Genomic DNA, 22,311 nt, shown 5'->3' on the forward strand with positions numbered 1-22,311 from the left:
AGTAAGCCACGCCAAGCCAAACCTTTATTCTGCATTCCTGACTACATCATCCTTCGTCAACAGCAACGCCAGCGGCCGTGTGGAGCTGAACGCCGAGAAGATGATCGTGAGCGCCACGGTTCCCGGCACGGCGAGAAATGCGCCGGGAATGCCCCAGATCGCCGTCCATGTGGCGAGGCTCATGAGGATGACCGCCGGGCTCAGGTTCAGCGACCCTGCCATCAACCACGGGTCAAGCACGTTGCCCATCACGAAGTTGATCGCCGAAAGCGCGATGAGCAACGTGATCGGCTCGTTCCACTGGCCGAATTGAAGCGCCGCGAGCAAGGCCGGAAGCGCAACGGAGATGAGCGACCCCGCATACGGCACGAAGTTGAGCAGCACGATGAGCACGGCGAGGAGCGGCGCGAACTCCAGCCCGACCAGTTGCATGCAGATCCAGCTAAGAATGCCGAGCACCACGCCGAGCAGCGCTTTCAACGCCAGATACGTGCCGATCTTCGCGTTGATGGCGTCGATCACGGGTTCCATGTCGGCCTTGCCGCGCATGACCGCGGAGAGCTTGCGGCGGAACCGCCCCATCTCGACCATGAAGAACGCCGTGTACAGCAAGACGACGAGCGTCGTCGCCATGAGCGAAGAGAGCGAGCCGAGGAGCGATGTGAGCAGCGACTGCACGTTGACGGTCGCAAGCAGCTCACGGCGAAAAGCTGTCCACGAAGCCTCCGTTTCCAGATGAAACAGTGCGGTGACTTTAGCGAGCAAGGCAAGGAGCGTGGCTTCGTATTTCGGCGCCACGGCGAGCATGCGGTCCGTGTCGGACAGCAGCAGTTCGGTCGCGAGCCACGCGGCAACGAGGATGAGCGCGGCCGCACTCCAGTAGCGCACGCCCGCGCGAATACGCTTGCCCACGTGGGGCACGCGCCGCAGGATGTCGGCGAGCCCGTAAATCACGTACGACGTGATGATCGCGAATGCGATCGGCACCAGCACCGGCCGCCCGATATACAGCACCCATCCCGTGATGACGGCGATGACGGCCACGCAGGTGAACGTGACGAGATCCTGTTTCATTGGGATGCTTGGGATGACGAACCACGTTGCGTTGATGAGACGTTAGCAAGCCATCGACGTCCCGCCGCGTTTTATCCGGCCCTCAATAATGCGTCTTCGGGGCGCGATCGGGCGCCACTTCGGAAGACTAGCCGCTTTGAGGAAGACTTGCGCGCTAGCTGGCGAGGGATCCGAACAACTGCGCGAACGACTGCGCGAACGACTGTGGAACGACCGCCCGAACAACCGCGCCCCCATTTTTCGTTGCGCGCACATCGACTCTTCGATCGGTCAAAAGATCCTTCTTTCATTTAAGTCACGTTTAAGCAGCAAAAAGTACCTTACGCCCACCTTCATCAACCTCTTCGAAGACCATAGCAATGAGTACCATCAAATATCGGCGCCGGGGCCTGATCGCCGGTGTAGCGGTGGCGCTTGCCGGCGCCTGGGTCGTCAGCCACGAGCACGCCAGCGCGGACGAAAGCCACATCACGAAAGCGACTTTGTCGGCACCCGCGCCCAAGGCAGACGACGTTAAGGGCACGGCGCCGAACTTCTCCGCGATCGTCGCGCAGTACGGCCCGGCTGTGGTCCATGTCGAGGTCGTCAAGGAAAACCCGGACTCCGAAGACGGCCATTCGGGCGCCCTCGGATCGGGTTTCATCGTGAGCCAGGATGGCTACATCCTGACGAACAATCACGTCGTCGAAGGCGCGGACGACGTGACGGTCAAGCTCACCGACGGCCGCAAGTTCCCCGCGCGCGTCATCGGCACCGACAAGGCAGGCGACGTGGCCGTGCTGAAAATCGCCGGTACGGGTTTCCCCACGGTGAAGATCGGCAACCCGGCGAACAGCAAGGTGGGCGACTGGGTCGTCGCGATCGGCTCGCCCTATGGTCTCGACAACACCGTGACCTCGGGCATCATCAGCGCGAAGTCGCGTCAGCTCTCGGAAGATAGCCCGACGCACCTCATCCAGACCGACGTGCCCGTCAACCCGGGCAATTCGGGCGGCCCGCTCTTCAACCTGAACGGCGAAGTCATCGGCATCAACTCGATGATCTATTCGCGCACGGGCGGCTTCCAGGGCCTCTCGTTCTCGATTCCGATCGACGAAGCGATGCACATGAAGGATCAGATCGTGCAGGGCGGCGGTAACGGCAATGGCAACGGCAGCATGTTGGCCCGCAACTCGCATCCGCGCCTTGGCGTGGCCGTGCGCGCGCTCAGCGCCGACGAAGCGCAGCAAGTCGGCGTGGACGGCGGCGTGCTCGTCATGAAAGCCGGCGGTCCGGCAAAGGCGGCGGGCATCAGCGCCGGCGACGTGATCGTCGCGGTCAACGGCATCGAGGTGGACAACGTCGAGCAGTTGCAAAGCATGATCGCGCGGGCACGCAGCAAGGTGCAGATCGTCGTCGCCCGCGACGGCGAGCAGATGACCGCGCAGGTCGAACTCGCGCCGCGCGCGTAAGCGCGGGCGGGTCGTGGTCGGTCGAGATCACGGCCCATGACTCGCCAGGTAGTCGATACGCTCGACGATGTACCCGTAGAAAGGGTTCCAGGAGAGCCGCGTGAGGAGCCCCGCCCCCACGATCAGCGCCCCAGTTTCGCCACGCACGGACTGGGCGCCCAGGTGGATGCCCAGGTCGTCGTCGGGATCGGGGTTGCGACCGTAGAGCGAATCGGTCACCGGAAACGGCAGGGCCACGTGCGAAAGCGAATACACGTCAGGCGGATAGTCGAGCCCAGTGGGTTCGACTTTTGCCGTTGTGTCGTTCGGCGCCGTGCTCTCTTCAACCACTTGCGGCGAAGTGGCGGAGGCGTTGGTGAGTACGGTCAGGCGGTAACGCAACGGCGGCGTGGGTGCGAGACGGCGCAGCGCGTCACGCATCGAAGCGCGCAGCAGCGGGCTCCATTGCGCCGTGCGGTTGATATCGAATAGCACCAGCTCGCTGCCGTTGGCGGGAAGTTGCGAATACAACGAACTGATGATCGCGCTCGTGCTCACCGTGAAGTCGAGCACGGACTGGAATGCGAGCATGGGCGGCAGCGCCGCCAGCTTGCCATTGCGCGCGGCGTCCGCCACTTCCTGCTGGATCTTGCGCGTCAATCGCCACGACTGGCGCGCGCCGTTCACGGGAAACGAGTTGTACTTGAACGGATTGAATTCCGGCACGATGTCGAGCCACGCGGCTTTCGCAAATGCCGGCAGGATCGCAGGCAACGCCGCGAGCCCCGCAAATCGCGCGAAGCGCGTAATGCCGATCATCGGCGAAAGCAGGATCAGGCGGTCTGCTTTCGGCAGGCTCGAGTCATCGAGCGCCTCGAGCGAGTATTGAACCGCAAGCGCGCCGCCGTTCGAAAAACCCACGATATGCAGCGGCGCAGGCGCCGGCACGAGTCGCCGCGCTTCGCGCACGGCGAGGCGCGTGGCCGCCTCCCAGTCTTCCGCCGTCACTTCGGTCAGACCCGAAGGCACGGTGCCATGCCCCGGCAAGCGCACCGCCACCACCGCGAAGCCATCTTGCTGATAACGCTGCGCGATGTGCCGCAGGCTGTATGGCGAATCGGTCAGACCGTGCAGCATCACGGCCACGCCGCGCGGTGCGCCCTCCGGCATCAATGTGTACGAGCGGTTCCAGTCGGTGCGAAAGTGTCCGGGATAAATCGGGCTGCCTGAGAAATAGCGATTAGCGGGAACGCGCTCGTCTGCCGGTAGTTTGTCGGTCACGTTTTTCTTCACCGAGTCGAACAGGCGATTCTCGTTCGCGATGTATTCCTCCCACGTCGCGTGATCGATGTCGTGCGCGTGCATGTCTTCCGGCACATACGTGTGCCACAAGCTCAAAGGCGCCTTGCGCTGCGCGTCGTAGAACCGCACGCCGGCAATGCACACAAATGCGATCAGCGCGAAAAGGAAAACCCGCTTGATCCAGCGAAGCATCCACGCTCTCGTCAAGAAATTCGCCATATCCGGTCAATGCCTCGCGAACGGGTGGCCGGCCTTTCCTCGCGCTAGCGCGGGAAAACCGGCCAAATGAGCGGCACAAGCATTACGGTGATCACGAGCGCCCCGAGGGCAGCCGGCGAGCCCACCTTGAAAAATTCCCGGAACCGGTAGCCGCCCGCCGTGCTGACGAGCGCATTCACGGGTGTCGATATCGGCGACATATAGGCCGACGATGCGGCGACCGCCGTCGTCATCGCGAACGGATACGGCGACGCATGCAGATGTGCCGCCATCGCGAGCACCACGGGCGCCATCAGCACCGCTGTCGCCGTGCCGGAAATCACCGTGCCGATCACGAGTGTCAGCAGGAAAACGGCGCCCAGCAGGCCATGCGCGCCCCAGTTGCCGGCCACGCGCAGCACGGCGTCGGCGGCGATGTCGATGCCGCCCGTGCGCTGCAGCGCAATGGAAAACGGCAGCATGCCCACGATCAGCACGAGGCTGCGCCAGTGAATCGCGCGATACGCGCTGTCGAGGCTCACGCAGCCGAACGCGCCCATGAGCAGACATCCGATCAGGCCCGCGAGCACGTTCGGCACGCGCGGCGTGAGCATCATCGCGATGACGAGCGCCATGATCGCGAGCGCATGCAGCGCCTTGTGCGGCACCGGCACGTAGGCGTCGCTTTCGACCGGCATGGCGAGACACACGATATCGCGCTCGACCGACTGCATCGAGAAGATGTCGATCCACGGCCCCACTACCAGCAGCGTGTCGCCTACTTTCAGCTGCGTGGCCTGCAGGTCCTGCACGAGCGCGGCGTCGGCGCGGCGCAGACCGACGACCGTCACGCCGTGCCGGCGCAGCGCCGCGGAACTGCGCGCGACGTTGCCCACGAGTGACGAGTCCGGCGGCACGATGACCTCGGCCATGCCCACGTCGTGGGTCTGGTCGGTGAAGTAGGCGCCCGACATGCGGCGCATCGCGAGCGCAAAGCGCGCGCAAAACGCCTGCACGTCGAAGCTTGGAGATTCCACGTCGAGCAGCAGGACGTCGCCTGGTGCAATGCTGCTGTCCGCGGTCGCGGGCAGCACCGTTGCGCCCATGCGCGCGCGCCGCTCGATCGCGACGACGTGCGCAACAGGATCGTCGTCGAGCCCGGTGTGCCCGAGCGTCTGCCCGACGAGCGGGGAATCCGCGCCCACTTCCAGGCGAAATGCGCGCCCTTCGAGCGAATAGCGCGCGACCCAGTCGTTCAGCGACGGGCGCGTGCTCGACTCGGCGCCCCCCGTGCCGTTCAGAAAACGCCTTGCAAACAGCATCCAGCCAATGCTCGCGGCGAGAATCGGCACGCCCAGCGGTGTGATGGCGAAGAAACTGAAGCCCTGGTAGCCGCGATAAACGAGCGCGCTGTTGATGACGAGATTCGGCGTCGTGGCGACGAGCGTGAGCATGCCGCTCGTGAGCGCGGCCATGCTGACCGGCATGAGCATGCGCGCGCGCGACACGCCCGACTGGCGCGCAATGCGAATGACGATGGGAATGAAGATCGCCACGACGGCTGTCGAGCTCATGACCGAGCCCATCACGCCGACAATGACCATGATCAGCACGACGAGGCGGCGCTCGCTGGAACCACCGCGCTCGATGAGGTAGTCGCCCACGCGCTGGGCGACGCCCGTGCGTGCGAGCCCGTCGCCGAGCACGAATAATGCTGCGATGAGGACGATGTTCGGGTCCGAGAAACCGGCCAGCGCCTCGTTGACGGTGACGATGCCCGAGAGCGACAGCGCCACGATCATGATGAGCCCCACCGCGTCCGAACGCGGCCGGCCGATCAGGAACATCGCGATCGCGCAGCCCAGACAGGCAACGGTCATCAAAAGGTCGGTAGACATGATTTCGGCTTGCCTGCTCGATGCAACGCTCAACGGGCCTGAGAAACCACTGCTACCGCAAATAGTGCCGGATTTTGAAAACTTACGTTTCAGTGTGGCCCTGGATTAGCCCCACGTCGCGACGGCTTTTGCATGATGTTTGTGAACGTCGATGCGCTTTACGCCTCGAGCAGGGAAACGCGGTTGCGCCCCTGGTGCTTGGCCCGGTACATGGCTTGATCGGCCTGGTCGAGCAGCGAGCGCGCGAGCACCTCGGGGCTCGCGGCGAGCGAGTTCATCTGGTAAGCCGCCACGCCGATCGACACGCTGAGCGCAATGCGCTCGCCCTCGTCGTCGAGCACTTCGAGCGCCTCGACCGCATGCCGGATGCGCTCCGCGACAGCCAGCGCGTCGGGCAACTCGCACAGCAGCAGCGCGACGAATTCTTCGCCGCCGTAGCGCGACACCGTGTCCCCCACGCGCACCTGCTGCTTCAGGCAGGTGCCGATGGCGCCCAGCGCGAGATCGCCGATTGCGTGGCCGTGGGTGTCGTTGATCTGCTTGAAATGATCGATATCGATGAAAAGGCACGACATGGGCGCCGCGTGCGAGTTCGCGCGCCGGATCTCGTGGTGCAGGCGCTCATCGAAATAGCGGCGGTTCGAAAGGCCCGTGAGCGGGTCGGTCACGCCCGTCTTGCGCAGATGCTCGCGGTGCGCGACGTTGTCGAGACTCGCCGCCGCAACGCTGCTGAAGCGCGCAAGCAGGTCGGTGCCCATGCTGGCGTCGAAGCGCGCGGGGTCATCGCTTGCGAGGCACAGGTAGCCGAGCACGTGGGTGCGGTTCAAAAGCGGCAACACGATCGCGCTGCCAATCGCCGTGCGCGCTGCCTGCGCGCCGAAGAAGGTCTCGCTCACCGCGGGCTCGAGTTCGCTCAGTTCGCTCACGCGGCCAAGCCACGGCTGGCTTCCCGCACACAGGCGCGACAGCGCGAGGCCGCCCTGGAGGCCGGAACGCAGGTTCGCTTCGAGGTCGGCGCGCCCGCAATTGGATTCGAGCAGGTCGCGCAGGAGCGGCGTGCGGGCGTCGAGCCAGATGCCGGCCGAAGCGAGCCGGAACACCTCGGGCAGATAGACGAACATCCCTTCGAGAAAGGCGCACCAGTCGTGCGCGCCAATCAGGCGCAGTTCCACGTCCTGGAACGATTTCGAGGCGCGCTCGTTCCGCTGGACGGTTTCGATAAGCGCAGCAAGATCCAGTGAAGGCTGAGTCCCGGGATGTGTCACGATGCATCGAGAATATTCCGAAGCCTGCTATTACGGCAGCTTGGGGACAGACTTGAGCGCTCGTCAGGAAAAACAAAAGACCGCCGCCTGTGAGGGCGGCGGTCTTGCTTACGGCGAGAGGCTGCTGTTATTTCGCTGCCGGCGACTTTACGCTCGGCCGCGCCAGTGAGTTGTTGTCAGGGCCACCGGGGACCGGCGTAGCGCTATTGTTCGCGCTATTCGGCGAGCCGCTCATGCCGCTGTCCGAGCCCGTGGCGCCGGGCGTGCCGTAGCCGCTCGTTGCGTTGGTATTGGCAGCAGCAGCGGCAGCCGGCGACGTTACGCTCGGGGTCGCCAGCGAATTATTGCTCTGTGCATACGCACCGGCCGACAGCGTGAGTGCGGCGACGGCCGCGATCAATGTGCTGGTTGACTTCATCATGACTCGCTCCTCCTTTGATTGGACTGGAATTCCGGCACAAACCCACCCATGTTTCTCGTTGGCGGTCGTTATATGCGCGGCTCACGACGATTAAAATCGCGTAACTGTTCGCAGTGGTGCACGTAAAGCAAACCCCTGCCAGTTCATATCAAGTTTAGGAAAGCGATCGCGGATAATTAAGCGCATTGTGCGCAACGATTTATTTCGTTTTTTGGGAATTACCCGTATTGGCGGAATGGATTCTGGTCTCGAATCCGGGCGCTGCGCGAATCGATATGCGGTTCGGCCGTTTGATCAGGCATTCGCGAGAAGCCTCTTTTTTGATGCCCTTGTGAAATCCCGCTCAACGATTTACACCGCATTTTGCGAGACTACGTTTCGCATCCCTATTTCGGGAAATCCGGGGCCTTTATGGCGGCAGACATAATCGCCCTGCGCGATATCCGTTCCATGCGCAGGGCGTCAGCGCATGCGCCCTTGCGGGCGCAAGGCGATAGTGCGCAATGATCAGGACTCGTTCGGACGGAGCGTCAGCGCGTTCCTGACCGACGTGACGCCTTGCACGCCCGTGGCGACTTCGGTGGCGTGCTGGATCTGCGCCTGCTCCGGCACCGAGCCCTGCAGGACGATGGCGCCGTCGCGCGCACGCACGGTGATCCTGGCAACATCGATCTTCTTGTCCTTGGCGAGAGCGGAGCGCACCTTGCGGCTGAGCGCGCGATTAGCGGCCTTCTCCTGCTTCGTTTGCGCCTTCGACGGGGCGGCCTGTTGCTGCGTTGCGGCGGCCGCGCCGCTAGCCGCGTCGTCCTGCGCATAGGCGTGCAGCGAAGCAGCTACGAGAGCCGTCGCTGCGGCCAGCTTGAATACTTGAAGAGCCTTCATGCAGTTTCTCCAGTTGTCAGAGTCTTGTTGTGGGCCCACGAACGGGCCGGTGCACTACGTCATTTGCTACTAGGCATTTGCGCGAGCGCGCGGCAAATTATAAGAATGTAATGTCCGGCGCAGGGCGGGGAAAATCCGGCTGAATCAATAGCTTGATATCGATCTCAGCATGGAGTAGGACCACCGTTCGTGGCCACGGGCTTGTGGTCACATCGCCCTCGAGCCCAATTGGGACCGTCAACGATCAAGCAACTTCGACACGCCTTTTGGCTGCCTTTTCCCGGTCGGCAGAGAAACGGAGCGCATATCCCGTCGCGCGTGCGCGTAAAAAGTCTGCGAGGCGTCGCGTAATTGCGACGCCCCGCTGCATTCACGAACCGATCCCCTCGCGCTCGAGCCACGAACGAAACAGCGCGACCCGTTCATCGCCAGCCTTCTCATCCGCAACGTAAGTGCAATAGCTGCGCGACGGCAGACGCGGACCCGCGAACGGCGCGACGAGCCGGCCAGCGGCGAGATCGTCGGCAACCAGCGCAGTTGGCCCCATCGCGATGCCGATTCCGTCGATGGCCGCCTGCAAGGTCAGATAGAAGTGGTCGAAGGTCAAAGCCGCAGCCGGCCTCAGGTCGGGGATCTGCGCGCTCGCCAGCCAGTCAGGCCAAAGCCGCGGAAGACTCGACGTGTGCAGCAACGTGTGGTCTCGCAAGTCGCCAGGCGTTCGAAGCGGCACGCGCTGCAAAAGCTCAGGACTGCAAACCGGAAGCCGCTCTTCGGAGAGAAACGGACGCATCGAATAGCCGTAGAACGTGTCCGGACCGCCCCGGATGATGACGTCATAGTCATCTTTCAGACTCTCCAGCGGCTCGTTCGACGTTTCCACCTTGACGTCCACATCGGGATGCCCGGCGCGGAACTTCGCCAGTCGCGGCACCAGCCAGCGCAACGTGAAGGTCGCGGGCGCGCTCACGGACAGTGTTCGCGAGACCGTCTGGGGCGCACCGAATCTCGCGGTTGCCTGCAAGAGCTGCTCGAACAACGGGCCGATTTCCTCCTGATACGCCTTCGCCGCCGGCGTCAGTTCCACGCGCCGATTGTGCCGTTCGAACAAAGGCGCGCCAAGCCACTCCTCCAGCAGACGCACCTGCTGGCTCACCGCACCGGGCGTCACGTGCAGCTCTGCGGCGGCTTCCTTGAAACTGCCGAGGCGACCCGCGGCCTCGAAGGCGCGCAGGGCATTGAGAGGAGGCAATACCAGCTTCATTCGGAAGAGTTTTTCTAATGCGATCCGTCAATTTAACTGGTTTGTTGGCCCATCACAAGATAGATATCCTTCCTGATACAACAGTCAAGCCACCCTGCCCGCACCCTCATGCTCAGTTATACCGGCGGTATCGTCCTCCTCGCCGCGCTGCTCCACGCAAGCTGGAACGCGATGCTCCACGGCAACCGCGACCGGTTTTTCTCCATGACGTGGATGAGCATCGCCATTGGCGTGGCCGCCACGCTCGTCGTCCTCTCGACGCCACTGCCGGCTCGCGCCTCCTGGCCCTTCATCATCGCGTCGGGGCTCGTGCATATCGTCTACAACGTGAGTCTCGTGCGCTCGTATCGCCGCAGCGATCTGGCGCTGGCCTATCCGATCGCGCGGGGCTCGTCGCCGCTGCTCGTCACGCTCGGCGCGGCGCTCTTTGCGCACGAGGCGATCGGCCCCTTGCACGTGCTCGGGATCGCGATGATCTCGGGCGGCATCGTCGCGATCGCGCTGCAAGGACGTCACGTGTCGCGCGCCGGTGCACTGGCCGCGCTAACGACCGGTGCGACCATCGCGCTCTATACCGTGATCGACGGCATCGGCGTGCGCTTGTCCGACGGTCAGCCGCTCGCTTACACCGCATGGATGTTTCTGTTCTACTTGGCGATGCCGGTGCTGTTCGTCGCGGCCCGCGGGTTCGCACCGCTATGGAAGCCGGTACGCGCCGAGCCATTGTCGATCGCCTCGTCGCTCGCGGGTGGCCTCGTGTCGATTGGGGCGTATGGCATCGTAATCTGGGCGCTGCAGTCGGGCGCGATGGGCGCAATATCGGCGTTGCGCGAGACCAGCGTGGTGTTCGCGGTGCTGATCGGGCGACTGTTTTTGCAGGAAGCGGTGAGTGGAGCGCGCTGGCTCGCCTGCGTGGTCGTCGCGGCCGGTGCAGTTTGCCTCGGGCTTTGACATGGCCTCGCGCACGTCGTTTGCTAGCCGTGCGTTAGCGCCGAATAGAGCACGCAACTGAGCGCGAAGGAGCGCCCCATGCTTAAACACATCGAAACCGAACTGCTCGACATCGCCTATGACGAAGAGGGCGATGCAAACGGATGGCCGGTCGTCCTGCTGCACGGCTTCCCCTATGACATCCACGCTTACAACGAGGTGACACCGCGCCTGATATCCCAGGGCGCGCGCGTCATCACGCCCTACCTGCGAGGATACGGACCGACACGCTTCCGTTCTTCCACGACACTTCGCTCGGGTCAGCAGGCGGCGCTTGGCGCTGACCTGCTGGCGCTGCTCGACGCACTGCAGATCGACCGGGCCGTCCTCGGCGGATACGACTGGGGCGGCCGGGCGGCATGCATCGTGGCGGCGCTCTACCCCTCGCGAGCGCGCGGGCTGGTTTCGGTCAACGGCTACAACATCCAGAATATCGCCGCCGCGCTACAGCCAGCCGACCCCGATAAGGAACACCGGTTGTGGTACCAGTACTACCTGCACGGCGAGCGCGGCCGCGCGGGGTTGACTGAAAACCGGCGCGCGTTCTGCCGCCTCCTGTGGTCGCTCTGGTCGCCGACCTGGCGTTTCGACGACGACACCTACGCGCGCTCGGCGGCGTCGTTCGACAATCCCGATTTCGTCGACGTGGTGATCCATTCTTACCGGCACCGCTTCGGCCTGGTCGAAGGCGACCCTCGGTTCGACGAGATCGAACGGCGCCTCGCCGCCATGCCGCCGATCACCGTGCCAACGATCACGCTCGAGGGAGATGACGATGGCGTCCACCCACCTGCGGGAAACGAGGCCATCTCCAAGCGTTTCACGGCGCGTCACGAGAATCGCATCGTGGCGAATACCGGCCATAACCCTCCGCAAGAGGCACCCGCAGCGTTCGCGGACGCGGTGCTCGACATTCACGCATGGGCCGGCTGACGCAGCGCCTGTGCGCAACGCGTTTTATCCGAAGAAGAGATAGACCCACATGATTAGCGATACGAACAAATACGCCGGCCAGTGCCATTGCGGCGCGGTGCGTTTCGTGGTCACGCTCAGCGACGGCTTCAACTCGATCCGCCGCTGCAACTGCTCTTACTGCCGCATGCGAGGCGCCGTAATCGTCGCGGCCGAAATGGGGGGGATCGAGTTCCTGCAGGGCGAGGATTTGCTGACCAGCTATCGCTTCAACACCGAATCGGCGCAGCACTTCTTCTGTTCCCGCTGCGGCATTGCTACCCATCTTCAACGGCGATCCAATCCGAACCTGTTTGGCGTCAACGTGGCCTGCGTTGACGGCGTAAGCCCATTCGATTTCGCCGAGGTGCCGGTCATGGACGGCGTCAATCATCCGAGCGACACCGGCGGGCCAGCTCGCCTCGCGGGCACCCTGCGCTTTATTGCGGCTGACTGAGATCCACGCACTGATTCGGCGCGAGAAAAAAACCGCCGCGCTCTCGCGCGGCGGCCTTCGCCAAAAGCTGGCAAGCTGATAACAGCGCGGAAAAATCAGCCGAGACCGCCCATCATCAGATACTTCGTTTCGAGGTACTCGTCGAGCCCGTACTTCGACCCTTCGCGCCCGAGCCCCGACTCCTTCACGCCGCCAAACGGCGCGACTTCCGTCGAGATAATGCCCTCGTTAATGCCCACCATGCCGCTTTCCAGCGCGCCCGCCACGCGCCACACGCGGCCAATGTCCCGTGCGTAGAAGTAGGCGGAAAGGCCGAAGTCGGTATCGTTCGCGGCCTGGATCGCTTCTTCCTCGGTTTCGAAGCGGAACACCGCCGCAACGGGACCGAACGTTTCGTCGTGCGCGAGCATCATGCCGCCGTGCGCGCCCGTGATGACCGTGGGCTCGTAAAACGTGCCGCCCAACGCATGCGCGTGGCCGCCGCACATAATGGCGCCGCCCTTCTCGAGCGCGTCGCTAACGTGTGCCTCGACCTTGCGCAGCGCAGCGCCGTTGATGAGCGGCCCTTGCGTGGCGCCCGGCTCCATGCCGCCCGACACGCGCAGCGCGCGCACCGCCTTCACGAGTTTCTCGACGAACGCGTCGTGGACGCCGGCCTGCACGTAGAAGCGGTTCACGCACACGCAGGTCTGCCCCGTGTTGCGGAATTTCGAGGCCATCGCACCTTCCACGGCGGCATCGAGATCGGCGTCGTCGAACACGATGAAGGGCGCGTTGCCGCCCAGTTCGAGCGACACCTTCTTCACCGTATCGGCGGCGGCACGCATGAGCAGCTTGCCCACGCGCGTCGACCCTGTGAACGAGATCTTGCGCACGGCCTTCGAGGCCATGAGCGTGTCGCCGATAGCAGGGGCATCGCCCGAAACGACGTTGAACACGCCGCGCGGAATGCCCGCCTCGACCGCCAGTTCGGCTAGCGCGAACGCTGAAAGCGGCGTCTCTTCCGAAGGCTTGAGCACCATCGTGCAACCCGCCGCGAGCGCAGGACCGGCCTTGCGCGTGACCATGGCGAGCGGGAAATTCCACGGCGTGATCGCGCCGACCACGCCCACTGGCTCCTTCGTCACGACGATCCGCGCGCCCTTCTTCGGCGCGGGAATCACGTCGCCATAGGCGCGGCGCGCTTCTTCGGCGAACCACGTGAGAAAGCTCGCGGCGTAAGTCACTTCGCCCAGCGCTTCCGCGTACGGTTTGCCCTGCTCTGCCGTCATGATGCGGGCAAGGTCTTCGCGATGCGCTTGCATCAGTTCGCCCCAGCGGCGCACCTTCGCGCCGCGCTCCGCCGCCGTGGCGTCGCGCCATGCGGGGAACGCGTGCGAGGCCGCCGCCACGGCCTGCAGTGCTTCACGCGCGCCGGCGCGTGCGACTTGCGCGAGCGGCTTGCCGGTAGCGGGGTCGATGACCGGGTAGGTCGCTTCGCTCGCCACCCATTCGTCGTCGATAAAGCTCGATGTGCGCCACAGGCGCGCTTCCTTGAGTCCGTCGATCATGCTGCGATCTCCAGGCGCCGTGCCGCACGCGGCACGCGCGGAATTCGTGCGCTCACGTAGTCGTTGATCACGTCGCACGGCGTGTAGTTGCGGTCAAGCTCGTAGAGTTCGTCGGCGCTGAGTGGCGTGTCGAGCGCGGCGAGCGCGCTCTCGAACTGCGCGACGGTGTCCGCGCCCACGAGCATCGACGAGATACCCGCACGCCCCAGCACCCAGGCCTGCGCGATCTGCGCGCACGACACGCCGCGCGCCACCGCGACTTCGGCCACCGAACGGGCGATATCGCGCGAGGCTACATCGTCGTACATCTGGCCGGTGAAGAAGTCGGTCTGGTTGCGTACCGACTTCGCGTCGCCGGAAAGCAGGCCGCGAGCGAGCGGGCTGAACACCGAAACGCCCACGCCCTGATCCTGGCAGAACGGAATCATCTCGCGCTCTTCCTCGCGATACGCACAGTTCAGCTGCAACTGCATATTGATTGGGCGTGCGAAGTTATAGCGCTCGCAGGCCTGCAGAATCTTGGCGAACTGCCACGTGAACATCGTCGAAACACCGATATAGCGTGCCTTGCCCGCGCGCACGATATCGTTGAGCGCATCCATGGTTTCTTCGACCGGCGTGTTCACATCGAAGTAGTGCAGCATGTAGACGTCGACGTAGTCGGTTTGCAGGCGGCGCAGCGACCCGTCGATCCCATCCATGATGTGCTTGCGCGAATGCCCCTGGTTATTCGCGCCATTACCGATCGGATAACCGACCTTGGTCGTGAGCACGAGTTCGTCGCGCTTCGCAAGCCGCTTCACGATGCGCCCCACCACTTCCTCGCCCACGCCTGTCGAATAAAAGTCGGCGAGGTCGATGAAGTTCACGCCCGCTTCGAGCGCGCGGCGCACGATCGGCTCGCTCTGCTCTTCGTTGTAGATCCAGGGCTTCCACTCGGGCGTGCCCATGTTCATCGTGCCGAGGCACAGGCGCGACACCTTCAGGCCTGAGCGGCCAAGTTGCACGTATTGCATCGTAGTCACCTGCTTTGTCAGATTGGCGCGGCTCAAGCCGCCTTGGCCTTAGGCGTGTAGAACGGATTGCTGATCTGATCCTTGATCTTCGCAATGTCGTCGAGCTTCGGGAGGCCGTTCATCGCTGCGCGAATGGCCGTCTTGCAGGCCACGTAGTTGTTCTCGTACACGGCGTCGAGGTCGTCGCACGACCAGTTCACCCAGTTCGCCGTGACGATGCACCATTCGTTCTCCGCTTGCGGCGGCAGCGTGCCGTCGAGCATCGCTTCCGTCACCGCCTTCGCGATGGCCGCCTGCGACGCGCCCCACGTGGCGTTGCCGTGCAGGTCGCCGCGAATGTCGGCCTTGTTCACGTAGAGCGTGGCGGGCTTGACCGGCACGTTGGGCTGCGCGACCACCATGAACGGCACGTGGCCTTGCGAAGGCGACGACAAGCTGTTCGTAAACGCCTGCCCCACGGGGCCATTGCGCGGGCCGATCATGATGTTGATGTGAGCAGCGTTTACGCCGGGTCCAGCGAAACCTTCGCCGATATAGACTTGCAGGTCTTTCATTTTGACTCCGTCTCCTGTGTCGTGAGTTCGAATATGGCCAGACGCATTCCAGCACACGCCGCAAGCGCCCAAAAGCTATGAAATCTCATGGGGGCATGACGCGCAGTCATCGCTGGGCAGTCATCATTCGCGTGATGAAAGTGGCATGACGTCAGGTAATGCATCGATGACTATTCGTTGCTTCGCAACCCGAAATGCCACGGCTAGACTCTGGTCGGATTGATTCGAAAAGCGGCGGCCACACGCTGGACCGCACATACAATTCCAATCACTGGAGACGACATGAGACATATCACGCTGGCAGGCGTGCGTATTGCCGCCGCCCTCGCGCTAACCTGCGCGACCACGAGCAGCTTTGCAGCCCCCGGCTGGTGCCAGGCGGGCAAAACCGTGAAGCTCGCGCAAATCACCTGGGAAAGCGGCGCGCTGATGACCGAAATGGTGCGCACGGTGCTGGAGAAAGGTTACGGCTGCAAGACCGAAGTCGTGCCAGGCGCCACGGCCGCCACCGAAACCGCGCTCACGAAAAACGACCTGCAGGTATGGGCCGAGCACTGGACGGGCCGCAGCCCCATCGTCGCGCGCGGCTTGCAGGATGGCAGCGTGAAGCTCGTGGGCGAATTGATCCCCGGCGGCGACAAGGAAGGCTGGTACGTCCCCGACTATGTGATCAACGGCGACGCGAAGCGCGGCATCAAGCCCATGGCGCCCCAACTGCGCTCCGTCTCGCAACTGCCGCAGTACAAGTCCCTCTTCACCGACGACGAAGAACCCGGCAAGGGCCGCTTCTACAACTGCCCCGCAGGCTGGGATTGCGAGCGCTTCAACAACCGGCTGCTCACGGCCTACAAGCTCGGCGACGATTACACGAACTTCCGCCCAGGCACCGGCGGCGCGCTCGACGCGGCCATTGCCTCCGCCTACGAGCGCGGCAAGCCCATTCTCTTCTACTACTGGCAGCCCGCCGGCCTGATGGCGAAGTACCACTTCGTGCAACTGGAGGGTGCGCCGTATTCCGACGCCTGCTGGAACACCATCGCCGATCCCAAGGGCACGCCGTGCGCATCCGCGTTCAAGGTTTCGCATCTGAAGGTCGCGGTGTCCACGCCGTTCTTCGACGCCGAACCCGACGCTGTCGCGTTCTTCGGCAAGGTGAGCTTGCCGCTCGCGCTCGACGAACAACTGGTCCAGCAGATGCACGACAAGAAGCTCGACGCCTCCACGGTCGCGCACACGTTCTTCGAGCAGCATCCGGAAATCTGGAAGCAATGGGTCACGCCGGAAGTCGCGGCGCGCGTGCAGGCTGGCCTGCGCACGTAAGCCAAAGTCCTTGCCGCACGACAGTACGCATCACATGACACACGCAGAATGAGGCTCACCATGGGATCTCCCTTTCTTCACCTCTCGATCGCCGACTGGGTCAACGACCAGGTCTCCGCGTTCGTGCAGCGCTACGGCGACGCGTTCCACAACTTCAGCGTGCTCATGCTGCGCGACCTGCTCGTGCCGCTGGAAGGCCTGTTGCGCGCCACGCCGCCCATCGTCGTGCTCGCCGCGGTGGGCCTGCTCGGCTGGCATGCTTCGCGGCGCATAGGCGTGGCGCTATTGTTCGTCGTCCTGCTCTGGCTGATCGGCTGCTTCGGGCTGTGGGACAAGCTCATGCAGACCTTCGCGCTGATGGTGGTCGCCACGCTCATCTCCGTCGTGCTCGGCGTGCCGCTCGGTATTCTCGCCGCCTCTAGCAGCGGGCTGCGCCGCGTGCTCCTGCCGGTGCTCGACGTCATGCAGACGCTGCCGAGCTTCGTGTACCTGATTCCGGTGCTCATGCTGTTCGGCCTCGGCAAGGTGCCCGCCATTCTCGCCACGGTCGTCTATGCGCTGCCGCCGCTCATTCGGCTGACCGATCTCGGTATTCGCCACGTGGATGCGGAAATCGTCGAAGCCGCGCGCGCCTTCGGCACCACGCGCATGCAGTTGCTCTTTGGCGTGCAGTTGCCGCTCGCACGGCCGAGCATCATGGCCGGTATCAACCAGACCACGATGATGGCGCTGTCCATGGTCGTGATCGCCTCGATGATCGGCTCACGCGGTCTTGGCGAAGACGTGCTCGCGGGCATTCAGACGCTCGACGTCGGCAAGGGTACGCAGGCGGGCGTCGCCATCGTGATTCTCGCGATCGTGATCGACCGTATCAGCCAGGGCTATGGCCAGGGTCGCCGCACACGGGGTCTCGCGCGCAAGTCGAAGCAGCCCTCGCGCATTCCGTTTCGCCGCGCTCGCGAAAGCGAAAGCGCCGACGCGGCCAAGACCGGCGACATGGCGAGCCAGCCGGCCAAATAACGAACGCAAAGGCAAATGCGTCGGCACAATGGGAAAACCCGTGTGAAGACCGGCCGGCGCGTCCAGCAATGAGCATGGAATGAGGTAACGATCATGAGCGGCATCGAAGTCAAGAACGTCTACAAGATCTTCGGCACGCGCGACGCGAGCCAGCGCGCGCTCGACCTGCTGCGCAGCGGCACGGGCAAGGCCGAGGTCCTCGAGAAGACGCGCTGCAACGTGGGCCTGAACGACGTGAGCCTGTCGATTGGCTCGGGCCAGATCTTCGTGATCATGGGCCTTTCGGGCTCGGGCAAGTCCACGCTCGTGCGCCACTTCAACCGGCTCATCGAGCCGACCGTGGGCGAGATTCTCATCGACGGCAAGGACGTGCTCAAGCTCTCCGACAACGGCCTGCGCGAATTGCGACGCTACGGCGTGAGCATGGTGTTCCAGAGCTTCGGACTCCTGCCTCACCAGACGGTGCTCAACAATGCTGCCTATGCACTCGCCACGCGCGGCGAAAAGAAAGCGGCGGCGCAGGCGAGCGCGCGCGAATGGCTCGGCAAAGTGGGCCTCGCAGGCTACGCCGATCATTATCCCGACGAGCTTTCGGGCGGCATGCGTCAGCGCGTGGGCCTCGCCCGCGCACTCGCCGCGAACACCGACGTGCTGCTGATGGACGAAGCGTTTTCCGCGCTCGATCCGCTCATCCGCACCGAAATGCAGGACCAGTTGCTCGAACTCCAGGCCACGCTCAAGAAGACCATCGTGTTCATCACGCACGATCTCGACGAGGCGCTGCGCATCGGCAACCAGATCGCGATTCTGCGCGACGGGCGGCTGATCCAGTGCGGCACGCCCGACGACATCCTGCACCGCCCCGCCGACGACTATGTGCGGCGCTTCGTCGAGCGCCGCGCCGGGACCACGCACTAAGCCGCCGTACATGCGGGCGCTCATCGGCCTGCTAGGCGGCTATACGATTCTCGTTTGCGGGAACAGCCTCCTCACGACGCTGATCTCGCTGCGCATGCTGCAAGGCGAGCACACCGCACTCGACGTCGGCCTCGTGCAATCGTGCTATTACGTCGGCTTCATCGTGGGCGCGCTGGGGCTCGGCCCCATCGTCGGGCGCATCGGGCCGCAGCGCGCCTTCATCGGCTTTGGCGCGCTCGCCGCGCTCGCGGCGCTCGGCTACCTCTCCTTCGATTCCCCTGACATTTGGGCCGTGCTGCGGCTCATTACCGGCTTCAGCATGGTCGGCGTGTTCACGTCGATCGAAAGCGGCGTGAACGGCGCCGTGCCGAACGAGCGGCGCGGGCGCGCGTTCGCGTTCTATCTCGTGCTCACGTATCTCGGCGTGAGCGCCGGGCAATTCCTGCTGGGTCTCGGCGCGCCCGGCGGCATTTTCGAGCACGCGCTGGTGAACGGCTTGTTCGTGGCCGCGCTCATACCGGTGGCGTTGATCGGCGATTGGCAATCGGCTGAAGCGACGCCTGCGGCGAAGCCGCCGCCTTCCGCGCTCGCCACGCCCAAGCGCCCCACGCTGCTGCTCGACGGCCTGCGCGAACTGCACCGCGTCGCACCGCGCAGCGTGCCGGCCTGCATCGGCGCGGGGCTGCTTTCCAGCGCGTTCTATGCGCTCACGCCGGTGTATCTCGCGCGCATCGGTTATCCGGCCAGCAGCATTTCGCGCGCCATGGGCGTCGTGCTGATCGGCGCACTGCTTTCGCAATGGCCCGTGGGGCGTCTATCCGACCGCCTCGGGCGGCGCGCCACGCTCGGCGTGATTTCGATCGTCTCCGCGTGCGCGGCCGCGGCGCTCGCCATCCTGCGCGCGCCGGCTCTCGTCGACACGCTGCTCTTTCTTTACGTGGCGCTCACGTTCACGCTGTACGGCGTGATTGTCTCCGACGTGAACGACCGGGTCGACCAGGCGCGGCGCGTGCAGACGAGCGCGACGTTGCTGCTCGTCTTCTCGCTCGGCGGCGCGGCTGGTCCTACGGTCGCATCGCTCTTTATGCGCCTCCTCGGCGCGGGCGGCCTTTACGTCTTCGCGCTCGTCGTCACGCTCGCGCTCGCCGCGCTCTCACGGGCGCGGGGCGCCTGAATGTCGGTGCGTGCCGGTATACTGCGTCGTTTGCATGAGGCGTCGTTTCGAGACGGCGCCTGGAGCGAGGAGACGACCTTGAAGCGAAAGATGCCGGCGCTGAACGCCCTGAAGGCGTTCGAGGCGGCAGGCACGAGCGGCAGCTTCACTCGCGCCGCCGAGCAGCTGAACGTGACGCAGAGCGCGGTAAGCCGCCAGGTGCGCCAGCTTGAAGAACAGCTTGGCGAGGAGCTGCTCGAGCGCCATCACCACCGGCTCGAACTGACCGAAGCCGGGCGCGCGCTGCTGCGCACGCTCCAGCAGTCATTCGACCGCATCGAGTTGACGGTGCGCACGATCCAGCAGAAGAGCGACCTCAACCGCCTGCGCGTGAACGCGCCGCCCACCTTCGCGAGCCGCTGGCTCGTGCCGCGCCTCACGCGCCTGCACGCGCGCCATCCCGAACTCGAACTGAGTCTCACGACGCATCTGCAGGACAGCCTTGCCGATTCGACGGCGCTAGACTGCGCGATCCGTTTTGGCGACGGAGAATGGGAAGGCCTCGACAGCTCGCTGCTGATGCACGAATCGCACATCGCCGTGTGCGCGCCCGCACTGCTCGCGCAAGGGCCGATCGACCTCACGCAGCAAACTCTGCTGCACGTGCTCGCAGGCGACAACCAGCGCTATCTCACGTGGCGGCATTGGCTCGACGCGGCGCGCATCGAGGACGTGGACACCTCGGGCGGCTACGAATTCGACCTGCTCGATCATGCGATCCGCGCGGCCATGGAAGGGCTCGGCGTGACGATGGCCGACCGTCATATGATCGAGCACGAACTGGCGCAAGGCCTGCTCGCGCCCGTGCGTGACATCCACGTGGACGGCCGCCAGTCATACTGGTTCGTGGTGCGGCCCGAACAGAAGGCTTCGAAGCCGCTCCAGATGTTCCGGCAATGGCTTCAGGACGAAATCGCCGCCATGCGTTGACGGCCCTGCGCGACGGCCCTCGCGGCGATTTCCTGATCGGCGTCTTCCAGAATCAGATCCGCGCCCTTTTCCGCGACCATCATCGTCGGTGCGTTGGTATTGCCCGATGTGATATTTGGAAAGATTGATGCATCGACCACGCGCAAGCCTTCGATGCCATGCACGCGCAGGCGCGCGTCCACCACCGCCGTACGCGGGTCCGGCCCCATCGCGCAGGTGCCGCACAGGTGATAGATCGAACCGCTTTGCTCGCGGAAGAACTTGAGCATGCTCGCGTCGTCGGCCACTTCGCCGGCGGGCGTCACTTCGGCTTCGGTGATGTCCTGCAACGCGCGCGCCGTCATCAGCTTGCGCACGAGGTGGCTGCCCGCAATCGCCTCGTCGCGGTCCTTCTGCGTCGAGAGATAGTTGCCGCGAATCTTCGGCGCGTCTTCCACGTTCGACGAAGCGATCTCCACCGAGCCGCGGCTCGTGGGCCGGCACGGATTGAAGCAAACCAGGAAGCCGGAATACGGCTCCGGCGTGAGCTGCGCACGGTTTGACTTAGGAATCCGATACGAAAGCGGATTGAAGTACACCTGCATGTTCGGGTGCGCCTCATCGGCATTCGTGCGGAAGAAGCCGCCCGACTGGTTCACGCTCATCGAGAACGGACCCTTGCGCTGGAAAACGTATTGCAGCCCGAACTTAAGCTTGCCGAACCAGCTGCTGAACGAATCATTGAGCGTCTTCACGCGCGAGCGATAGTAAAAGCTCACGCACAAATGGTCCTGCAGGTTCTGCCCCACCGCAGGCAGCTCGTGCACTACGTCGATGCCGTGCTTCGCGAGCAGCGCACGCGGGCCCACGCCCGAAAGCTGGAGCAACTTCGGCGAATCGACGGCGCCCGCCGCGACGATCACTTCGCGGCTCGCCTGGAACGTTCGCTTCACGCCCTGCTGCACGATCTCCACGCCAACGGCGCGTTGTTTCGCTTCGTCGAACAGCACGCGCGTGGCCCGCGCATGATGCTCGATCTTCAGGTTCGCTCGATGCCCTGCGCGATGCAGGTAGGCCACGCTGCTCGAATCGCGCTTTCCGTCCCGCGTATTCACATCGTAGATGCCCACGCCTTCGAGCCGCGCGCCGTTGAAGTCGTCGTTGCGGTCGTAGCCGAGCTGCGTGCAGCCTTCGACAAACGTGCGGCACACGGGATGCGCACCCTCCTTCATCGGCGTGATGCGCACAGGACCATTCGCACCGTGCCAGGGCGTGTCGCCGAGCGGATGCGATTCGAGCTTGCGGAAGTACGGCAGCACTTCCTGGTACGACCAGCCCGCATTACCCGCCGCGGCCCAGTCGTCGTAATCGCGCGCCGCCCCGCGCACGTAGATCATCGCGTTGATCGCGCCCGAGCCGCCCTGCACCTTGCCGCGCGGCGCATAGATCTGCCGTCCGCCAAGCTCCGGCTCCGGCTCGCTGTAATACATCCAGTTGTACTGCTTGTTGTAGTAGAGCTTGGCGAAGCCGATCGGGATCTTGAACCAGAACGAATCGTCGGGTCCGCCCGCTTCGAGCAGCAGCACCGAATGACGCCCTGAAGCCGAGAGCCGTTCCGCGAGAATGCAGCCCGCCGACCCGGCGCCGACGATGATGTAGTCGTAGTTCATCTAAGTGCTCCG

Annotated in this window: 19 protein-coding genes and 1 pseudogene; 9 read left to right on the plus strand and 11 right to left on the minus strand. The window is 64.2% G+C overall.

What is annotated here, in order from left to right:
* Nucleotides 1-24 precede the first annotated feature (24 nt).
* Nucleotides 25-1,074, minus strand: coding sequence for an AI-2E family transporter (locus VSR72_RS26970; protein ID WP_342955405.1), 1,050 nt, complete (start codon nucleotides 1,072-1,074; stop codon nucleotides 25-27).
* 527 nt (nucleotides 1,075-1,601) lie between these two features.
* On the opposite strand from VSR72_RS26970, the pseudogene VSR72_RS26975 reads away from it, so the two are divergent.
* Nucleotides 1,602-2,525, plus strand: a pseudogene (locus VSR72_RS26975) (trypsin-like peptidase domain-containing protein); the annotation flags it as partial.
* A 27-nt stretch (nucleotides 2,526-2,552) separates the two neighbouring features.
* Here VSR72_RS26975 and VSR72_RS26980 read toward each other — a convergent pair.
* From VSR72_RS26980 to gcvA, 6 genes are all read right to left on the minus strand, one after another.
* The gene (locus VSR72_RS26980) at nucleotides 2,553-3,998 is read right to left on the minus strand and encodes an alpha/beta hydrolase (RefSeq protein ID WP_342955406.1); all 1,446 of its coding nucleotides are present in this window, start codon (nucleotides 3,996-3,998) and stop codon (nucleotides 2,553-2,555) included.
* 71 nt (nucleotides 3,999-4,069) lie between these two features.
* Nucleotides 4,070-5,902, minus strand: coding sequence for an SLC13 family permease (locus tag VSR72_RS26985; RefSeq protein ID WP_342955407.1), 1,833 nt, complete (start codon nucleotides 5,900-5,902; stop codon nucleotides 4,070-4,072).
* Nucleotides 5,903-6,060: 158 nt separating this feature from the next.
* Entirely contained in the window at nucleotides 6,061-7,167 is a 1,107-nt protein-coding gene (locus VSR72_RS26990; RefSeq protein ID WP_342955408.1) for a GGDEF domain-containing protein, read from the minus strand.
* Nucleotides 7,168-7,294: 127 nt separating this feature from the next.
* Nucleotides 7,295-7,588 (minus strand): hypothetical protein, encoded by a 294-nt coding sequence (locus VSR72_RS26995; RefSeq protein ID WP_342955409.1) that lies wholly within the window; start codon nucleotides 7,586-7,588, stop codon nucleotides 7,295-7,297.
* A gap of 507 nt (nucleotides 7,589-8,095) precedes the next feature.
* Complete coding sequence (locus VSR72_RS27000; protein WP_342955410.1) at nucleotides 8,096-8,470, minus strand: BON domain-containing protein; 375 nt, start codon at nucleotides 8,468-8,470, stop codon at nucleotides 8,096-8,098.
* A 370-nt stretch (nucleotides 8,471-8,840) separates the two neighbouring features.
* Nucleotides 8,841-9,731, minus strand: a complete 891-nt coding sequence (gene gcvA / locus VSR72_RS27005) for a transcriptional regulator GcvA (RefSeq protein WP_342955411.1) — start codon at nucleotides 9,729-9,731, stop codon at nucleotides 8,841-8,843.
* 108 nt (nucleotides 9,732-9,839) lie between these two features.
* On the opposite strand from gcvA, the gene VSR72_RS27010 reads away from it, so the two are divergent.
* The 3 genes from VSR72_RS27010 (at nucleotide 9,840) to VSR72_RS27020 (ending at nucleotide 12,129) form a co-directional block, all read left to right on the plus strand.
* The gene (locus tag VSR72_RS27010; RefSeq protein WP_342955412.1) at nucleotides 9,840-10,682 is read left to right on the plus strand and encodes an EamA family transporter; all 843 of its coding nucleotides are present in this window, start codon (nucleotides 9,840-9,842) and stop codon (nucleotides 10,680-10,682) included.
* Between the two features lie 78 nt (nucleotides 10,683-10,760).
* Nucleotides 10,761-11,654: an alpha/beta hydrolase gene (locus VSR72_RS27015; RefSeq protein ID WP_342955413.1), complete on the plus strand. Its 894-nt coding sequence runs from the start codon at nucleotides 10,761-10,763 to the stop codon at nucleotides 11,652-11,654.
* 49 nt (nucleotides 11,655-11,703) lie between these two features.
* Nucleotides 11,704-12,129, plus strand: coding sequence for a GFA family protein (locus VSR72_RS27020; protein ID WP_342955414.1), 426 nt, complete (start codon nucleotides 11,704-11,706; stop codon nucleotides 12,127-12,129).
* Nucleotides 12,130-12,224: 95 nt separating this feature from the next.
* Here the strand turns inward: VSR72_RS27020 and VSR72_RS27025 are convergent, their stop codons facing one another.
* From VSR72_RS27025 to fae, 3 genes are read right to left on the minus strand one after another with little or no spacing between them, the layout of a single operon-like run.
* Nucleotides 12,225-13,679 (minus strand): NAD-dependent succinate-semialdehyde dehydrogenase, encoded by a 1,455-nt coding sequence (locus VSR72_RS27025; RefSeq protein ID WP_342955415.1) that lies wholly within the window; start codon nucleotides 13,677-13,679, stop codon nucleotides 12,225-12,227.
* Entirely contained in the window at nucleotides 13,676-14,695 is a 1,020-nt protein-coding gene (locus tag VSR72_RS27030; protein WP_342955416.1) for an aldo/keto reductase, read from the minus strand. Before VSR72_RS27030 ends, VSR72_RS27025 begins: the two co-directional genes overlap by 4 nt.
* A gap of 32 nt (nucleotides 14,696-14,727) precedes the next feature.
* Nucleotides 14,728-15,249 (minus strand): formaldehyde-activating enzyme, encoded by a 522-nt coding sequence (gene fae / locus VSR72_RS27035; protein ID WP_158761135.1) that lies wholly within the window; start codon nucleotides 15,247-15,249, stop codon nucleotides 14,728-14,730.
* 282 nt (nucleotides 15,250-15,531) lie between these two features.
* Here fae and VSR72_RS27040 point away from each other — a divergent pair, with 282 nt between their 5' ends.
* From VSR72_RS27040 to VSR72_RS27060, 5 genes are all read left to right on the plus strand, one after another.
* A complete protein-coding gene (locus VSR72_RS27040; RefSeq protein WP_342955417.1) occupies nucleotides 15,532-16,569 on the plus strand; it encodes an ABC transporter substrate-binding protein in 1,038 nt (345 codons plus the stop codon).
* Nucleotides 16,570-16,629: 60 nt separating this feature from the next.
* Nucleotides 16,630-17,589: a proline/glycine betaine ABC transporter permease gene (locus VSR72_RS27045; RefSeq protein WP_342955418.1), complete on the plus strand. Its 960-nt coding sequence runs from the start codon at nucleotides 16,630-16,632 to the stop codon at nucleotides 17,587-17,589.
* A 93-nt stretch (nucleotides 17,590-17,682) separates the two neighbouring features.
* Complete coding sequence (locus VSR72_RS27050; protein ID WP_342955419.1) at nucleotides 17,683-18,507, plus strand: betaine/proline/choline family ABC transporter ATP-binding protein; 825 nt, start codon at nucleotides 17,683-17,685, stop codon at nucleotides 18,505-18,507.
* 10 nt (nucleotides 18,508-18,517) lie between these two features.
* Nucleotides 18,518-19,681 (plus strand): MFS transporter, encoded by a 1,164-nt coding sequence (locus tag VSR72_RS27055; RefSeq protein WP_342955420.1) that lies wholly within the window; start codon nucleotides 18,518-18,520, stop codon nucleotides 19,679-19,681.
* A gap of 90 nt (nucleotides 19,682-19,771) precedes the next feature.
* On the plus strand, nucleotides 19,772-20,650 hold the full coding sequence (locus VSR72_RS27060) for a LysR substrate-binding domain-containing protein (protein WP_342955488.1): 879 nt from the start codon (nucleotides 19,772-19,774) through the stop codon (nucleotides 20,648-20,650).
* Here the strand turns inward: VSR72_RS27060 and VSR72_RS27065 are convergent.
* Entirely contained in the window at nucleotides 20,623-22,299 is a 1,677-nt protein-coding gene (locus VSR72_RS27065) for a choline dehydrogenase (RefSeq protein WP_342955421.1), read from the minus strand. The two genes, VSR72_RS27060 and VSR72_RS27065, sit on opposite strands and share 28 nt — an antisense overlap.
* Between the last annotated feature and the right edge of the window lie 12 nt (nucleotides 22,300-22,311).

The organism is Paraburkholderia sp. JHI869 (genome assembly GCF_038900775.1).
Lineage (GTDB): Bacteria > Pseudomonadota > Gammaproteobacteria > Burkholderiales > Burkholderiaceae > Paraburkholderia.

Coding starts and splice junctions, on each gene's coding strand:
- VSR72_RS26970 (WP_342955405.1), bottom strand. CDS start 1,074: ATGAAACAGGATCTCGTCACGTTCACCTGCGTGGCCGTCATCGCCGTC.
- VSR72_RS26980 (WP_342955406.1), bottom strand. CDS start 3,998: ATGCTTCGCTGGATCAAGCGGGTTTTCCTTTTCGCGCTGATCGCATTT.
- VSR72_RS26985 (WP_342955407.1), bottom strand. CDS start 5,902: ATGTCTACCGACCTTTTGATGACCGTTGCCTGTCTGGGCTGCGCGATC.
- VSR72_RS26995 (WP_342955409.1), bottom strand. CDS start 7,588: ATGATGAAGTCAACCAGCACATTGATCGCGGCCGTCGCCGCACTCACG.
- VSR72_RS27000 (WP_342955410.1), bottom strand. CDS start 8,470: ATGAAGGCTCTTCAAGTATTCAAGCTGGCCGCAGCGACGGCTCTCGTA.
- gcvA (WP_342955411.1), bottom strand. CDS start 9,731: ATGAAGCTGGTATTGCCTCCTCTCAATGCCCTGCGCGCCTTCGAGGCC.
- VSR72_RS27010 (WP_342955412.1), top strand. CDS start 9,840: ATGCTCAGTTATACCGGCGGTATCGTCCTCCTCGCCGCGCTGCTCCAC.
- VSR72_RS27015 (WP_342955413.1), top strand. CDS start 10,761: ATGCTTAAACACATCGAAACCGAACTGCTCGACATCGCCTATGACGAA.
- VSR72_RS27020 (WP_342955414.1), top strand. CDS start 11,704: ATGATTAGCGATACGAACAAATACGCCGGCCAGTGCCATTGCGGCGCG.
- VSR72_RS27025 (WP_342955415.1), bottom strand. CDS start 13,679: ATGATCGACGGACTCAAGGAAGCGCGCCTGTGGCGCACATCGAGCTTT.
- VSR72_RS27030 (WP_342955416.1), bottom strand. CDS start 14,695: ATGCAATACGTGCAACTTGGCCGCTCAGGCCTGAAGGTGTCGCGCCTG.
- fae (WP_158761135.1), bottom strand. CDS start 15,249: ATGAAAGACCTGCAAGTCTATATCGGCGAAGGTTTCGCTGGACCCGGC.
- VSR72_RS27040 (WP_342955417.1), top strand. CDS start 15,532: ATGAGACATATCACGCTGGCAGGCGTGCGTATTGCCGCCGCCCTCGCG.
- VSR72_RS27045 (WP_342955418.1), top strand. CDS start 16,630: ATGGGATCTCCCTTTCTTCACCTCTCGATCGCCGACTGGGTCAACGAC.
- VSR72_RS27050 (WP_342955419.1), top strand. CDS start 17,683: ATGAGCGGCATCGAAGTCAAGAACGTCTACAAGATCTTCGGCACGCGC.
- VSR72_RS27055 (WP_342955420.1), top strand. CDS start 18,518: ATGCGGGCGCTCATCGGCCTGCTAGGCGGCTATACGATTCTCGTTTGC.
- VSR72_RS27060 (WP_342955488.1), top strand. CDS start 19,772: ATGCCGGCGCTGAACGCCCTGAAGGCGTTCGAGGCGGCAGGCACGAGC.
- VSR72_RS27065 (WP_342955421.1), bottom strand. CDS start 22,299: ATGAACTACGACTACATCATCGTCGGCGCCGGGTCGGCGGGCTGCATT.